Annotated in this window: 16 protein-coding genes; 12 read left to right on the plus strand and 4 right to left on the minus strand. The window is 70.3% G+C overall.

Annotation, left to right across the window (positions count from 1 at the left end):
- Positions 1-8 precede the first annotated feature (8 nt).
- The 3 genes from K1T34_RS22110 to K1T34_RS22120 all read left to right on the plus strand — a co-directional run bounded on the left by K1T34_RS22110 (position 9) and on the right by K1T34_RS22120 (position 1,284).
- Positions 9-374 (plus strand): hypothetical protein, encoded by a 366-nt coding sequence (locus K1T34_RS22110; RefSeq protein ID WP_220246109.1) that lies wholly within the window; start codon positions 9-11, stop codon positions 372-374.
- 243 nt (positions 375-617) lie between these two features.
- Positions 618-941, plus strand: coding sequence for a WXG100 family type VII secretion target (locus K1T34_RS22115; RefSeq protein ID WP_220246110.1), 324 nt, complete (start codon positions 618-620; stop codon positions 939-941).
- 58 nt (positions 942-999) lie between these two features.
- Positions 1,000-1,284 (plus strand): WXG100 family type VII secretion target, encoded by a 285-nt coding sequence (locus K1T34_RS22120; protein WP_220246111.1) that lies wholly within the window; start codon positions 1,000-1,002, stop codon positions 1,282-1,284.
- A 130-nt stretch (positions 1,285-1,414) separates the two neighbouring features.
- Here the strand turns inward: K1T34_RS22120 and K1T34_RS22125 are convergent, their stop codons facing one another.
- Together K1T34_RS22125 and K1T34_RS22130 are read right to left on the minus strand one after the other, a co-directional pair.
- Complete coding sequence (locus K1T34_RS22125) at positions 1,415-2,227, minus strand: DUF4333 domain-containing protein (RefSeq protein ID WP_220246112.1); 813 nt, start codon at positions 2,225-2,227, stop codon at positions 1,415-1,417.
- Positions 2,228-2,249: 22 nt separating this feature from the next.
- On the minus strand, positions 2,250-3,140 hold the full coding sequence (locus K1T34_RS22130; RefSeq protein ID WP_220246113.1) for a hypothetical protein: 891 nt from the start codon (positions 3,138-3,140) through the stop codon (positions 2,250-2,252).
- A gap of 267 nt (positions 3,141-3,407) precedes the next feature.
- Here K1T34_RS22130 and rplM point away from each other — a divergent pair, with 267 nt between their 5' ends.
- From rplM to K1T34_RS22175, 9 genes are all read left to right on the plus strand, one after another.
- A complete protein-coding gene (rplM, locus tag K1T34_RS22135) occupies positions 3,408-3,860 on the plus strand; it encodes a 50S ribosomal protein L13 (RefSeq protein ID WP_220246114.1) in 453 nt (150 codons plus the stop codon).
- 14 nt (positions 3,861-3,874) lie between these two features.
- Positions 3,875-4,420, plus strand: coding sequence for a 30S ribosomal protein S9 (gene rpsI / locus K1T34_RS22140; RefSeq protein ID WP_220246115.1), 546 nt, complete (start codon positions 3,875-3,877; stop codon positions 4,418-4,420).
- Positions 4,421-4,938: 518 nt separating this feature from the next.
- Positions 4,939-6,276: a phosphoglucosamine mutase gene (glmM, locus tag K1T34_RS22145; protein WP_220246116.1), complete on the plus strand. Its 1,338-nt coding sequence runs from the start codon at positions 4,939-4,941 to the stop codon at positions 6,274-6,276.
- A gap of 85 nt (positions 6,277-6,361) precedes the next feature.
- Positions 6,362-6,811 (plus strand): hypothetical protein, encoded by a 450-nt coding sequence (locus tag K1T34_RS22150; protein ID WP_220246117.1) that lies wholly within the window; start codon positions 6,362-6,364, stop codon positions 6,809-6,811.
- 91 nt (positions 6,812-6,902) lie between these two features.
- Positions 6,903-7,160: a hypothetical protein gene (locus K1T34_RS22155; RefSeq protein ID WP_220246118.1), complete on the plus strand. Its 258-nt coding sequence runs from the start codon at positions 6,903-6,905 to the stop codon at positions 7,158-7,160.
- 2 nt (positions 7,161-7,162) lie between these two features.
- Positions 7,163-9,481 (plus strand): hypothetical protein, encoded by a 2,319-nt coding sequence (locus K1T34_RS22160; RefSeq protein WP_220246119.1) that lies wholly within the window; start codon positions 7,163-7,165, stop codon positions 9,479-9,481.
- A 116-nt stretch (positions 9,482-9,597) separates the two neighbouring features.
- Positions 9,598-9,897: a hypothetical protein gene (locus tag K1T34_RS22165; RefSeq protein WP_220246120.1), complete on the plus strand. Its 300-nt coding sequence runs from the start codon at positions 9,598-9,600 to the stop codon at positions 9,895-9,897.
- Positions 9,894-11,324, plus strand: coding sequence for a hypothetical protein (locus K1T34_RS22170; RefSeq protein ID WP_220246121.1), 1,431 nt, complete (start codon positions 9,894-9,896; stop codon positions 11,322-11,324). The genes K1T34_RS22165 and K1T34_RS22170 overlap by 4 nt, the downstream gene beginning before the upstream one ends.
- Positions 11,325-11,343: 19 nt before the next feature.
- Positions 11,344-11,715, plus strand: a complete 372-nt coding sequence (locus K1T34_RS22175) for a hypothetical protein (RefSeq protein ID WP_220246122.1) — start codon at positions 11,344-11,346, stop codon at positions 11,713-11,715.
- Positions 11,716-12,106: 391 nt separating this feature from the next.
- Here the strand turns inward: K1T34_RS22175 and K1T34_RS22180 are convergent, their stop codons facing one another.
- Together K1T34_RS22180 and K1T34_RS22185 are read right to left on the minus strand one after the other, a co-directional pair.
- Complete coding sequence (locus K1T34_RS22180) at positions 12,107-12,937, minus strand: dienelactone hydrolase family protein (RefSeq protein ID WP_220246123.1); 831 nt, start codon at positions 12,935-12,937, stop codon at positions 12,107-12,109.
- 56 nt (positions 12,938-12,993) lie between these two features.
- Positions 12,994-13,578, minus strand: a complete 585-nt coding sequence (locus tag K1T34_RS22185) for a dihydrofolate reductase family protein (protein ID WP_220246124.1) — start codon at positions 13,576-13,578, stop codon at positions 12,994-12,996.
- Positions 13,579-13,995: the final 417 nt, after the last annotated feature.

The following is a 13,995-nucleotide window of genomic DNA, read 5'->3' on the forward strand; positions in this document are numbered from 1 at the left end:
GAGTGCCCGTGCCGTCGGAACCCGAGTCCGCCGCGGCGGCTTTCACGCGAGCGGGGCAGGACGCGGTCACGCACGCGCGCCGGGTCGCCGGCACCGCGCTCGCCCGCAACGTCCGCCACCGCGAGGACAACCGGGAACTGATGAAGGCCTACGCCCGCCACCGGCTCGCGGGCGGCGGCGCGGTCGAACCGACTCCGCGGGTGCTGCGCGGTGCCGCCGCCCGGTTCCGCGCGGCGTGCGGGCTGCCGATGCCGCACCTGCCGACGGAGGCCGAATTGGTCCGGTCCGAGCCCGAAGTTCCCTCGCCGGCCGCACGAACGAGTGATGACGAAGAGGACTTTTCGCAGTTGCGAATCATGAGCCGGGAACCGTGAAACTGGTTCATTCCGGCTGTGCGTGTGCTAATTGCCCAGTAGGCCAAGGGTTTTGTGACTTCTCCCGGCGGCGTCGCGCTCGGCTCGGCGGCGCCGGTTCCCTCGGGTGGCGTTCACGCAAGCAACTACTTGGGAAATCTCGCACCAAGGGTGAACCGAACCTGGCACTGTCTTCGTCGTAGGGGTGTACGGCGGAAACAGGACGCCGGTACGCACGACAATCAGATGAAGGGGGTAGTTCCCATGGCGGCTGGCGGCTTTGAAGGAACTCCGGAAGAGTTCACCAACGCTGAGAACCAGGTCACCGACGTTCGCGTCGCGATGGACCAGCGGCTCTCCACGCTGCAGGGCGAGATCGAAGCCACTCGCGCGGGCTGGGACGGCGAAGCGGCTCAGGCGTTCAACAACGTCATGCAGCGCTTCGACGAGTCGGGCAAGAAGCTGAACCAGTCCCTCCAGCGCATTGCGGACCTGCTGCAGGAAGCCGGCTCCAAGTACCAGCGCACTGAAGCCGAGCAGAACGAAATCGTGAGCAGCTTCAACAAGGGCTTCGGCGTCCTCGGCTGAGCCGAGCGGCAACGTTCAGTTCATCCATTCCACACCCCGACTTTGACAGGAGTACGACATGGCACGCATCCTCGTTGACCCGGCCACGATCCACCGGGCGGCTGACGACTGCAACGCGACCACCAAGGACCTGAAGTCCTCGTTCGACCGGCTCAAGGAAGACCTGAGCAAGCTCACGAACACCTGGACCGGTGCGGCCAAGGACAACTACCTGAAGGCCCAGGCCGACTGGGACAACAGCTTCAACGACCTCACCCAGCTGCTGGCGCAGATCGCCATCGCGCTGCCGGAGATCGCCGACGGTTACACCAAGACCGACAAGGACGTCGAGAACCTCTTCTGATTCTCGGGTTCTGACGAAACCACGGCGGGCTCCGCACTTCGGTGCGGGCCCGCCGTTTTCGTTGTGACGCAGTCGTGTGCGGGGCAAGGGGCTTCGCCGCGTCCGTTGTGGACTGGCGCGTCCCTGCCGCTCAGTGCGGCGCGCCGACCTCGTACTCGGGCTTGTCGTTGAGCACCCGCACCGTGACCTTTCGCGGCTGCCCGCCGAGCTGCAGCGTGCAGTCGAAGGTGGTGCCGTTCTGCGTGGACTCACCCGAAGGGCAGGTCACGTTCTTCACGTCGGGCTCGCCGTAGTTCTCGGCGAGCACGCGGGAAACGCCGTCCTGCAACGACTTCTGGTCGAGCGTGTCCCCTTGGAACGCGCCGAGCAGCCACGCCGCGCCGCCGCCGATGATCACCACGGCCACGGCCGCGCCGGTGATCACCCACGGCCGCTTCGAACGCGGGGCCTTCTTCACGGCTTCGGCGGAGAACGCGCCGAGCCCGCCGTACGTCGTCGGCTGGAACCCGCCGCCGAACGCCGCGCCCTGCTGTTGCGGCGGCACGCCCGGCACCTGCTGCGCCTGCTGTCCGGTGGCGTAGGGCTGCTGTTGCGGCGCGCTCGCCGGGTTCGCGTACTGCTGCGGACCACTCGCCGGATACTGCTGCGGGGCGACGCCGGGCTGCGGCTGCGCTCCGGGGTTCGCGTACTGCTGGGGGTTGGCGTACGGCTGTCCGCCGGTGTTCGGGTACTGCGCCGGTGTTCCCTGCGACCACGGGTTTTGCTGCTGCGGGTTTTGCGGCTGCTGCCACGCACCCTGCTGCGCTGCACCCTGCTGCATCGGGCCCTGCTGCCACTGGCCGGGGTACTGGGCTTCCTGCCCACCAAGACCGCCGGACGCGGGCGCCGTGGGCGGCTGCCACCACCGCTGTGGTTGCCGGTGCTGCTCGGGCGGCTGGGTCATCGGAGGTCACCTCGGGTGCTCATCAGTTGCCCTGCAGCTGGGCGAGCCGGTTGTAGAAGTCCTGCTTCGCGGCGTCGTCGGGCAGTGCGGTGATCTGGCTCGCGTCCGGCAGCTTCGGCAGGTCCTGCGCGGTCGCCTTGCCGGTGAAGCGGAAGTCGTAGTTGAGCTCGATGTCGTGGCCGTTGCCGGAGAACTTGGCGGCCATCACGAACTCGGCGAGCGAACCGTCCGGCTTGAGCTTGATCGTGGTGGGGATCACGGACTTGTTCAGCTGCGGCCCCACCTCGTTGAGCAGCGAGTCGGGCAGCAGTTCCACGCGCTTGTCGAGGAACTGCGAGAAGGGGACGTTCACGGTCAGCTCCGCCGAGCCGTCGGCCGAGCTCTTCGCGCCGCGCACGGCCTTCTTGTCGGCGTTGTACGAGTCGTCCACGGCGTTGGCCATCTTGCAGGCCGTGAGCACACCGCCCCATGCGCACGGCTGGATCAGCCCGGCCTCGGGCTTCGGCATCGACACCCACGCCGTCGGCTCGAGCGACTTGTACGTGGGGCCGAGGTAGACGTACTCGAGCGTCCCGTCGGCGGGGGTGAACGTGTCGATGATCTCGTCGGGGTTCTTCTGCGACCGGTTGTGGACCACGCGGCTCTCGGGGCTGCCGGTGCGGGCCGAGGTGATCACGCTGTGGATCCACTTGTCGTCGAACTTGAAGTACGCGTCGGCGGAGTTGGTGACGTCGCGCGCGTCGAGGATGGAGTTCTCCAGCTTCGACATCGCCTTCTCGAACTTGGCGCCGACGTAGGCCGAGGCCTGGTCGCCGTTGGGCAGCGCGGTGCCGGCGCGGGCCTGCCCGCACGCGGTCGCGAGCACCAGCACGGCGCCCAGGGCGAGCGCCGCCCGGCTTGCCCGTTTCGTCATCGCTTTCCCCCGGGTGTTCGGCTGTCCGCGCGGATCGTCTCATCTTGACGGGTCGCGCGGACCCGCGTGGGTGGTTCGGTGACGTCGGCCAGTACAATCATCGATGCGGTCCGAGGTGCCCGGTTTCGGGGGTCTCGACCGGCGGGCACCCCCCGCTGCACGGGTCACGTAAGCAGAGGCGTATCTTTATATGTCGTTGTGCGTTGCGGCGCGTCAGCGCTAGGCCCGCACAGAACCCACACGCAATGTTGACGACGAGGTAGACCCTTGCCCACGTACAGCCCCAAGCCCGGCGACGTCACTCGTGCCTGGCACGTGATCGACGCCGAGGATGTCGTGCTCGGCCGGCTCGCGACCGAGGTCGCCACGCTGCTGCGCGGCAAGCACAAGCCGACTTATGCCCCGCACGTGGACACCGGCGACTTCGTCGTCATCGTCAACGCCGAGAAGGTCGCGCTCACCGGTAACAAGCGCGACCAGAAGTTCGCGTACCGCCACAGTGGCTACCCCGGCGGTCTGCGCAAGCGTTCCTTCGGCGAGCTGCTCGACACCAAGCCCGAGCACCTTGTCGAAAAGGTCGTGAAGGGCATGCTGCCGAAGAACAAGCTCGGCCGCGCCATGGCCAAGAAGCTGAAGGTGTACGCCGGCCCGCAGCACCCGCACGCCGCGCAGCAGCCGCAGGCGCGCGAGATCACCAAGATCGCGCAGGTCGCGCAGTGAGTGAGGAACAGTCTGTGACCAGCACCGAGACCGAGGCTCCTGTGGCCGACGAGGCCGTTGTCGCCACGTCGGAGACCCCCGCGGTCGAGACCCCCGCTCCCGAGACCCCCGCGGTCGACGGCGCTGTCGCCACGAGCGAGTCGCCGGCCGCCCCGCGTCCGTCGCGCGCCGCGGGTGGCAACGCCCAGACCGTCGGCCGTCGCAAGGAAGCCGTGGTCCGCGTCCGCGTCGTCCCCGGTACCGGTGAGTTCAAGCTCAACGGCCGCACCCTCGCGGAGTACTTCCCGAACAAGGTGCACCAGCAGCTCATCCGTGAGCCCCTGGTCACGGTCGACAAGCCGGACTCGTTCGACATCTTCGCCAACCTCCACGGCGGCGGCATCTCGGGCCAGGCCGGCGCTCTGCGCCTCGCCATCGCCCGCGCCCTGGTCGAGGTCGACGCCGACGACCGCCCGGCCCTCAAGAAGGCCGGCTTCCTGACCCGTGACGCGCGCGCCACGGAGCGGAAGAAGTACGGCCTCAAGAAGGCCCGTAAGGCTCCGCAGTACAGCAAGCGCTGATGTTGCGGTCGTGGGGCGAGTCCTGCTCGGCGCCTTGAGGCGCTTCGCCGGACTCCCTCCACGATCACTGCGTTCGTGGGTGGTCCTGCTCGCGCCTGACGGCGCTTCGCTGGGCTCACTTCGCGGACCATTTTGGGGGTCGAACCCCCAAACCCCCGCCAGGGGCGAGCCCCTGGACCCCCGCGGCTCACGCAGTCGTGGGCTGGAACGGGCGACGTACGTCATTCGTGGGGTGGGCCCTGGTGCTTCGCGGGCTTACCTCGCGGTCGTGCGGGGGTTGAAGTGCTTGGCCTCGTGAGAGGCAACCTCGGGAGCGCCCATCCGTCCATCGGATGGGCGCTCTCGTGCTTTCCGAGTGCTGTCTGAACGTGTTCTCAGGGACCTCATGCGTCCCATCCGCCCCACAGTGATGCATTTCGCGCGCGGTCCGCGACATTCCTGGGGTGGGGGCAGGGGCCCGGCCGGGTCGCAGCCGCCGCTAGGTTGTCGTGGTCTATTGGACCTAGGAGGTCGTGGAGATGGCCCGACTGTTCGGCACCGACGGGGTACGAGGCCTGGCCAACGCCGAGCTGACCCCCGAGCTGGCGCTTTCGCTCGCGGCCAGCGCCGCGCGTGTGCTCGCCGCGCACGACCGTTCGCACCGCCCGGTGGCCGTGGTCGGCCGCGACCCGCGCGCCAGTGGCGAGATGCTGGAGGCCGCCGTGGTGGCGGGCCTCGCGTCCGCCGGCGCCGACGTGCTGCGCCTGGGCGTGCTGCCGACGCCCGCCGTCGCGTACCTCGTGGGTGCGCTGGAGGCCGATCTGGGCGTGATGATCTCGGCTTCGCACAACCCCATGCCGGACAACGGCATCAAGCTCTTCGCCGCGGGCGGGCACAAGCTCCCCGACAGCATCGAGGACGAGATCGAAGCCGGCCTCGGCGGCGCCGACGTCGTCCGCCCGACGGGCTCGGGCGTCGGCCGCGTGTCCGACGCCTCCGACGCGCTCGACCTGTACCTTGCCCACCTGGTCTCGGCCACGCCGCACCGCCTCGACGGCCTGAAGGTCGTGGTGGACTGCGCCAACGGCGCGTCCGCCGTCGCCGCCCCCGAGGCCTACCGCCGCGCCGGCGCCGAGGTCGTCGCCCTCCACGCGGAGCCCGACGGCATCAACATCAACGAGCACTGCGGTTCGAACCACCCCGACCTGCTCCGCGCCGCCGTCGTCGAGCACGGCGCCGACCTGGGCATCGCCCACGACGGCGACGCCGACCGCTGCGTCGCCGTCGACGCCTCGGGCGAGCTCGTGGACGGCGACCAGATCATGGCCGTGCTGGCCCTCGCGCTGGCCGAGGACGGCGAGCTGGTGAAGGACACGCTCGTCGCCACCGTGATGAGCAACCTGGGCCTGCACCTCGCGATGAAGGCCCACGGCATCACGGTCGTCACCACGTCCGTCGGCGACCGCTACGTGCTCGAAGAGCTGCGCGCCTCCGGCCTCGCCCTCGGCGGCGAACAGTCGGGCCACGTGGTCCTCCCCGCCCACGCCACCACCGGCGACGGCCTGCTGACCGCCCTGCGCCTCATGTCCCGCATGGCCTCCACCGGCAAGAAGCTCGCCGAGCTGGCGTCCGTGATGAACCGCCTGCCCCAGGTCCTCGTCAACGTCCCCGTCGCGGACAAGGCGGCCGTCGCGGGCTCCTCCGAAGTCCGCGACGCCGTCGGCGAGGTCGAAGCCGAACTCGGCGAAGAGGGCCGCGTCCTCCTGCGCCCCTCGGGCACCGAACAGCTCGTCCGCGTCATGGTCGAGGCCCCGGCCCACTCCACGGCCCAGGCTGCGGCGGACCGGCTGGCCGGCGTGGTGTCCGCGGTCTCCTGATCGTCCCGGATTTGGTGAACGCCCTGCGCCCTCGGTGACCCCGGAGGTACATTCCGCATGCAGTGCGGACCGACGGGGGAGTGGGATGGACGGGCAGGAGGGGCTGAGTCCTCAGTTCACCAGGAGCCTGGTGGCGATGGAGGAGGCCAGGGCCCAGTACCGGGCCGATCACGAGCGCGCACTGGCCGACGACGAGACGCGTCAGGCGGAGTTCGCCAAGCTCGTCGAGGAGAACCGCGCCCGCAGCGAGCAGCTGCGCGCGGAGCGTGAGGCCGCTGGAACCGAGAGCGATCCCGTCGCGTCGAAGGAAGCGGAACTGGCCGCCAAACGGGCGGCGGAGGCGGCCGAAGACGGCGCGATCTTCCAGTTCGAGGACGAGGCCGTGGTGGAAGCGCCGCCGCAGCCCGTGGTACCCGCGTTCCGGCCACCCGCGGCTCCGGTGGCTCCAGAGGCTCCGGCCCGCCCGGCCGCACGGCACCGCGCGTCGGAGGTCGACGACGACTTCTCGGCCACGAACTGGGTCGACGACCACTGAGGCAGCTGTTCCGCACGAGGGGAGAAGTGCGTTGGCCGGATTCAACATCGAACCGGATCAGGTTAAGAACGTCGCGAACGAGGTGTCCTCGATGGCGACGTCGTTCGACGAGATGAAGACCTACACCGCGCAGTCGCAGCTGACACCCGCGCACTTCGGCAAGATCCCCGGCCTCTCCGAAGCGGCCGGCGCGTACGTCGCCAAGGCCCAGGCACTCGGCGACTCCGCCACGAAGGGCGGCGCGTTCCTCAAGGATTACGCGACGCGACTCAACCAATCGGCCACCCTGCACTCGGAGAACGAGCAGGAGAGCACCTGGGGCATCACCGACGCGGGCAGGGAGGCCTGACCGTGACTCCGCCTCCTGCCACTGGCCGTCTCGGCGACACCATCATCGCCCCGCTGCAGCCCCCGGCTGACGTCCACCTGGACGACACGTCCGACAACATGCTGAAGTCGCTCACCGGCTTCCACGACAAGATGACCGGCAAGCTCGGCGGTCTCTACGCGCGGTGGATCGGGCACCCGTCGCGGAATCTCGCGATCCAGTTCGCGGCGCCGTATGGCCAGGGCGACGAGGAGAACCGGCTGCTCGGCGAGCTGGGCGGCTTCGGCTTCGGCTATTTCTGGGGAGCGCAGGGCCGAGCGGCAAACCTCGGCAAGGCGGCGAAGTCGGCGCAGGACGCGAGCGGCCAGGTCAAGCAGGATCTGTCCGCGGCCTGGCAAGGCAAGGCCGCGGACTCCGCCGGCGAGAAGACGGACGACCTGAACAAGGTGCTGGGCGACTACAGCGGCACGGTCAACGGGTTCAGTCAGTTGCTGCAAAACCTGTGGCACACGGTCCGGCCGCCGATCGCCGACTTGGCGAAGCTGCCGGATGCGCCCGGCCAGGCGCCGAAGATCTTTGTGGATGCGCACAACCCCGATGACTGCGATGGCTTGTCGATGTTCATCGACCGGCTCGACGACGCCATCAAATGGGGCCGACAGAACACCAATGTGCAGTGGGACATCGCGACGGTCTGGGGCGATAACCGCAGCACCTCCGAGGTTGCGAAGAGTCAAGAGGACGGCACCGGGCCGATCGCGCCCCAAGACCTGCGCAACATGTCCGTCGACCTGGATGTTCATTTCGACTCGAAGTGGTCGAACGACCTCATCAGGCAGATGGACGAGTACAGCGCGCAGTACTCCGATGCCATGACCACCTTCCGCCAGGCGATCCGCAATGCACACACCGCCGCGACTAACGCACTGCGGGCGTTTTCGGATGGTCTGAACGTGCCGACCGACCCATTCGGCTCGCTCCACCTCGGTGCATCGCCGGACACCGGCGGCGGTACCAAGACCAGCAGCTCGGGTGGGCCCAGGAGCGGCTCGGGTGGGCCGTCTTCGGGCGGTGGGGGCGGGATGACCGCACCGTCCGCCGCGGCGCCGCAGCCGACCCCGGCCGTCACACCGCCGGCGGCGACGGATCCGAACCTCAACCCCGTCACCCACCAGTCGCTCGAGGTGGATCCGGCGACGGGGCAGCCGTACCCGATCGACCCGAAGACCGGCGAAGCGATCAAGTCCGACGCGACGGAACCCGAGACGGTGACCGTCGAGCAGGGCGGCAACAAGATCTCCATGTCCGAGCCGGACGACAACGGGAAGATGGGCATCACCGTCGACGAGGGGACCGGGCAGGAGAAGCAGTACCAGCTCGACTTCGGCGACGACCCCGCGCCAAGCCAGGCCAGCGACCCCGACTTCGGCCCGCAGGGGCACGACGGTGCGCAGGACGCGTCGGGCCAGTCTGACGCTGGTCGTCACCAGGCTCCGCAGCCCGACGGCGCGCCCACCGCGGCCGACGGCACCGCGACGTCCGGCCAGGTCTACCAGCCGGGTCCCGACGGCAAGATCCACATCGACGACGGCAACCTCAAGATCACCGCCGAACGGCCGGACGGTGCGGACGGTCCCACGGTGGTGACCGTCGACGACGGGTCCGGTCAGCCGACGAAGTACACCCTCGACGACGACGGCGACCTCCACCCCGCTGCTGCGGACGGGCAGCCTGTCGGAAACCTCGCGCAGCCCGCGGCGGCTCAGCACGCCGACGTGCCGGACCAGACCAGTCCGATCGACCACGCCACCCCGGTCGGTCACGGTGCATCGGACCAGACCGGCCCCGTCGATCACTCCGGTGCCGTCGATCAATCCGCCGCCCACGACCCGACGGACGCCGGGGCGCCGACCGGTCGTCACCACGCGTCGCCGGACGTCGGGATGCCGGCCGATACGATGGATGCGACGGCGGCGTCGGCCGATCAGCCGAGCGTGGACGACTCGACGACCGCCCAGTCGCTCACCGATCCCACCGACAGCCACAGCGGCCTCGGCCCCGGGTTCGACGACGGTCTCGGCCAGACCTCCGAACCGGCCGACTGGCAGGGCGGCGGTGGCGCCACTGCTCCGGCCTCCGGCGACCTCGGCACGGCCCCGACCACGACCGACCAGCAAGGACAGCCCATGGCCATGATGGGCGGCGGCATGATGGGCGGCGGTGGGCTCGGCAACACCGGCGGTGACCAGGAGCGCGGGGCGAACCCGTACCGGTCCGGCCTGTTCGAGTCGACGCCGAGCGGCCGCCGGATCAGTGGCTCGCTGCTAGACGACGAGGACTGAGCTCTTTGTCGACTCGGGCCTTCTGACTCGCTAGATTTCCGGTGCACGCAAAGTGGCACCGGGCGCCGGCGGCGTGCGTCGGAGTGGGTGCGGGTCGGCGGAGTGAGGGGGTGGCCATGCCGGAGGGCAGCCACCGGGCGGACGCGGAGGCGATGCGCGCCGCGAAGGGCGCGCTCGAGGCCGCGGCCGGGCGGGTGTCCGGGGTGGCGTCGCAGGTCGTCGAGGCGGATTTCGGGCGCGGGCACGGCGGGGCGTTTGCCGCGTACCGCAACGGGTTCGCCGCGCTGGGCGATGCCGTCCGGGCTTACGCCGGTGAGCTCGCGTCGTTCGGCAGCAGCGTCGACGTGGCGGCGGGGCGGTACGCGTCCATCGAGGGCGAGCACGTCGACACCGCGCGGAACACGGCGAAGCGATGACCGGCGCGCTGCGTGGCCCCGAGCCCGGCGGCGTCGGGGTGGCGACCTCCGACGAGGTGCTCGCGCTCGCCACGCCGGCGCTGGATTTCTTCGGGCAGTGGGCCTCGGTCTGGAACGCGTTCGCGGCCACGAAGATCGACGTGGACAAGGACATCCGGGACAAGTTCCAGGACAGCGCCGGCCTCGACTTCCGCAAGTTCCTCGCTGACGCCGACGCGCTGGCCCACACGCGCGAGACCCTCGACTCCACCCACACCGACGCGACCACCGCCGCCACCACCCTCTTCCGCGACTGGCAAAGCCCCGCCGCGACGGCCGCTCAGAGTGCCTATCGTCGCCTCCACCCCGACGCTTTGCTCGACCACCTCGCCGGAGCCGCCCAGCTCATCCCCGAGACGATGACCCACGTCTTCACCGCCCTGAAGACCAAAGTGGACGAAGCGCTGAAACTCCGCACCGACTCGATCGCGGGCGCTCCTTTGTCGGTGGCGCAACGGGTTGCCGCGGTGGCCCGAGGCGGCGCCGTCTCGAAGGACGAGCTGCTCGACCTCGCCCAGTGGCTCGACTCCGCCAGCCCCGGCCACGACCTCCACAACCGCCTACGTGACTGCGAGCCTGGCGACAACGACTACGCCACCCGCGCCGCCCGCCAATGGCTCAACGGTCCTTTCGCGACCGAGTTCAGCAGCCGCTACGCCGCGTTCCAGGGTCTGTGCGCGACGGCCACCTCCACCATCGACGGCCATTTCCGCATCCTGGCGGGATTCCTGGCTGTTCCGGTTGAGACGTCCACAGTGGACTCTTGGGTGGATTCCCCCACTCCGACCCTGGGTCTCCCCGCTGACTCACCGACTCCCGCCCTCGGCCTCCCCGCGGGCTCACCGACTCCTGTCCTCGGCCCTTCCGTGGACTCGTCAACCCCCGCCCATGGCATTCCAGTGGACTCGCCAACCCCGGCCCATGGCCTCCCCGTAGGCTCACTGACTCCCGAACTTGGCCATTCCGTGGACTCGCCAACCCCCGCCCTTGGCCTCCCCGTGATCCCGGCCCACTTCGACCCGTCGTCAGGCTCGACCTCGGGCGACCTGAACGTCCCGGACGACAGCACCACAGCCTCGGCCTCCCTGTCCGACCTCGGCGCCCACATCGTCGACCCGCCCCAGGACCAGCACCCCTCCGCGGAACTCGGCACGGCCCCCGGCGGCGACGTCACCTTCGACCCCCTCGGCCCCAGCCCCGACTCCCTCCCCGACGGCATGAACGGCTTCGGCGCCCTGCCCCTCCTCGGCCCGAGCGGCCTCGGCACCGCCCCCAGCGACCAAACACGCACGGCCGCCCGCCTCGGCACGGACGTCTTCGACACTCGCGCCTCGGCCGGCCGCATCAGCGGCTCCCTCGACGAGGGGCCCGGCGTTGCCCGCCGCTGACCCGCCCGCCCCACGCAGCTTGACCACCGCCGACCGACTCACTGCCGCCCGCGCGGCCCAGGACGCCGCCACCCGCGAACACCAGGAACAACGCGCCCTCCGTGACCGCCACGTCACCTCGGCCACGTCCGCCGCCACCGAGTCCCTCCACCGCGACGCCGCCACCCACGGCCGCTACCTCACCCGCGCCCAGGACCTCCAGCGCCGCCACCGCGAAGCCGGCGGCTGGCTCACCGAAAAGACCATGACCGACCGGACGCACACCATCGACCTCACCCCACCCGCCGACCCGCAGCCCGACGAGCCCACCCCGCCAACCCCGGGCCAACTCACCCGTCCCGGCCGCTTCGACGACCACGACTTCTCGAACAACACCTGGATGGTCGACTGACCCCATTCGGTCGCCGCGTGAAGGCGTGACGGGTCCCTTCAGACCTTCTCAGAGCAACGCGCCGCAGCCCGCCGCCTCCGCGAGACCCCGGCGCTCCTGGTTGGCGTGATGAATGTCCCCTTCACGCGGCCACAGGTTCGCGACCGGCCCCTTCGCGACGGGAGAGAGGCAGCGCGATCCAGCTTGGCCCGCACCGGCCCGCTCAACGACAGCCAACCCTCGACCCGGCGCCGGTCCACTCAATACCGCGGCAAGTGCGCGGCGGGTCCCTTCGCCCAGCGGCGGGGCGCCGAGCGGTCCCTTCGCGCGCGGCCAACATCGGCGACCCAGCCCAGGGGCAGCCCGGCAGAAGCGGTGAAGGTCCCCTTCACCCAACCCCGGTCACCGACCGTCAGGCAGCCGGCTCTTCCGTCAGCTCGATCGGCGCCCGCTTCACGTCCGCGTCCAGCAGCGGCAGGTACCGCTCCGTACCCGTCAGGTGTGTCAGGAAAAACGCCGTGAACAACGCCCGAGTCAGCTGCTGCGTACGCCGGTGCGGCTTGCCGTGGAGCAGGAGCTGGCTCCAGTGCCGCCCTTCGGTCACGCCGAGGTGCGAGGACTTCCCCAACGTGCGCAGCTGAACAGGCCCAGCCCACGCTGTGGCAATCGCTTCCGCATGGCCCACGGCCGGCGCGACCAGGTCATCCTCCGCCGCGAGGTGCAGGCCGGGGGCGGTGATGAGCTGGGCGGCGGCCGAGGCGGAGGGGAGGGTCTGGGCGGCGGTGATCGTCGCGACGGCGCGGATGCGCGGGCGCACCGAGTCGTCGGCCGCGGCGGCTTGGGCGGCGGCGAGGACGGCGGACCCGCCGCCGGTGGAGTGGCCGGCGAGGCCGAGTTTGGCAGGGTCGACGCTGATTCCGTCGGGGCCGAGGCGGACGGTGGTCACCACGTCGAGCGTCGTCAGCAGGTCGCTGGCCAGCAGGCGGTACGACGGCAGCGGCCCGCCCTGCGTCGCGGGCGCAGCGGCGACCACGCCCCAGCTCGCGAGGTGGTGCAGCAGGTGCCGGTACCGCGACGCGGGCTGCAGCCACCCGTGCCCGAACGCGATGGCCGGCAGCCCCAGCCCTTGGCGGGGCGTGAACACGACCCCCGGCAGCCCGACCAGGGCCAGGTTGCCGCGCAGGACCTCGTGGGGCCCCGGGTGTGACAGCTCCGCGAGCAGTTGCTTGGGCTTGCTGGCCATGCGCGTGACCTTACTGCCCGCGCCCGGCCCCGGCCCGCCCGCCGCTCCGGGCCAGGTCACGCGCGCTCGTAGTACGCGATGAGCACGCCCTTCGTGGTCGCGACGCTGCGAGTGAGCGTGAACTCGGTCAGCGGCGCCGGGCCCTCGAACAGCCGCGCGCCGACGCCGAGGGTGAGCGGGTGGATGACCAGCGTGTAGCGGTCGACCAGCCCGGCCGCGTGCAGGCTCCGCACGAGCGCCGCGCTGCCGACGATCGCCAGATCGTTCCCCGGCGCGGCCTTCAGTTCGGCGACGGTCTTCGTCGCGTCGCCGGGCAGGAGGATCGAGTTCTGCCACGCGCCGGCGCTGCCGAGGGTGGTCGAGGCCACGTACTTGGTGGCGGCGTCGAGGTGCGCGGTGAACGGGTTGCCGTCGTCGCGCCCCGCCCAGGCGCCGATGAAGTCCTCCCACGTCCGGCGCCCGAACAGCATGTCGCCGGGTTGGCTCATACCCCTGGCCATCTCGCGGCCGAGGACCTCGTCCTGGAACTTCGTGCCCCAGCCCCCGTGCGGGAACCCGCCGCGCGTGTCCTCGTCGGGCCGCCCGAGGCCCTGCACGACCCCGTCGAGGGTGACGTTCATGGTGACGCTGAGGGAACGCATGTTTTCTCCTCTCGTTTGCCCTCTACACGAGCGGGAATCGGCTGATTCGACATCCGCCGGGCGCGGAGTTGTCCACAACTCGCCCCGCCTGTGGACAACTCGGCTCGCGCGCCGGTTTCGTCGGTGGTGGCCAGTAGCACACCGAGACCCTCGCCGAGGCCCCGGCGCGACGTCTGAGCAATCCCCGCGCCAAGACAGCTGATCGCGAAAGCCGCCACGACGACCGCCGCCGGAGCACCTCAGTCCGAGCCGCTCGAAGGCCCCGCAACTCACCCGCCAGCCCACCCTTCACCCCCGCCTGTAGCCCCCACCTGAAGCCCCACAACTCACCCCCACCCCAGCCCCGAAAAGCCCCAGAACCCCACCGATCAGGGGTCCAAACCAACCCACCCCACTCTTCACCGTCACCACTCGATC

The organism is Amycolatopsis sp. DSM 110486 (genome assembly GCF_019468465.1).
GTDB lineage: Bacteria > Actinomycetota > Actinomycetes > Mycobacteriales > Pseudonocardiaceae > Amycolatopsis.

Coding starts and splice junctions, on each gene's coding strand:
- K1T34_RS22130 (WP_220246113.1), bottom strand. CDS start 3,140: ATGACGAAACGGGCAAGCCGGGCGGCGCTCGCCCTGGGCGCCGTGCTG.
- K1T34_RS22180 (WP_220246123.1), bottom strand. CDS start 12,937: ATGGCCAGCAAGCCCAAGCAACTGCTCGCGGAGCTGTCACACCCGGGG.
- K1T34_RS22155 (WP_220246118.1), top strand. CDS start 6,903: ATGGCGACGTCGTTCGACGAGATGAAGACCTACACCGCGCAGTCGCAG.
- K1T34_RS22125 (WP_220246112.1), bottom strand. CDS start 2,227: ATGACCCAGCCGCCCGAGCAGCACCGGCAACCACAGCGGTGGTGGCAG.
- K1T34_RS22150 (WP_220246117.1), top strand. CDS start 6,362: ATGGACGGGCAGGAGGGGCTGAGTCCTCAGTTCACCAGGAGCCTGGTG.
- K1T34_RS22165 (WP_220246120.1), top strand. CDS start 9,598: ATGCCGGAGGGCAGCCACCGGGCGGACGCGGAGGCGATGCGCGCCGCG.
- K1T34_RS22185 (WP_220246124.1), bottom strand. CDS start 13,578: ATGCGTTCCCTCAGCGTCACCATGAACGTCACCCTCGACGGGGTCGTG.
- K1T34_RS22120 (WP_220246111.1), top strand. CDS start 1,000: ATGGCACGCATCCTCGTTGACCCGGCCACGATCCACCGGGCGGCTGAC.
- glmM (WP_220246116.1), top strand. CDS start 4,939: ATGGCCCGACTGTTCGGCACCGACGGGGTACGAGGCCTGGCCAACGCC.
- K1T34_RS22170 (WP_220246121.1), top strand. CDS start 9,894: ATGACCGGCGCGCTGCGTGGCCCCGAGCCCGGCGGCGTCGGGGTGGCG.
- K1T34_RS22115 (WP_220246110.1), top strand. CDS start 618: ATGGCGGCTGGCGGCTTTGAAGGAACTCCGGAAGAGTTCACCAACGCT.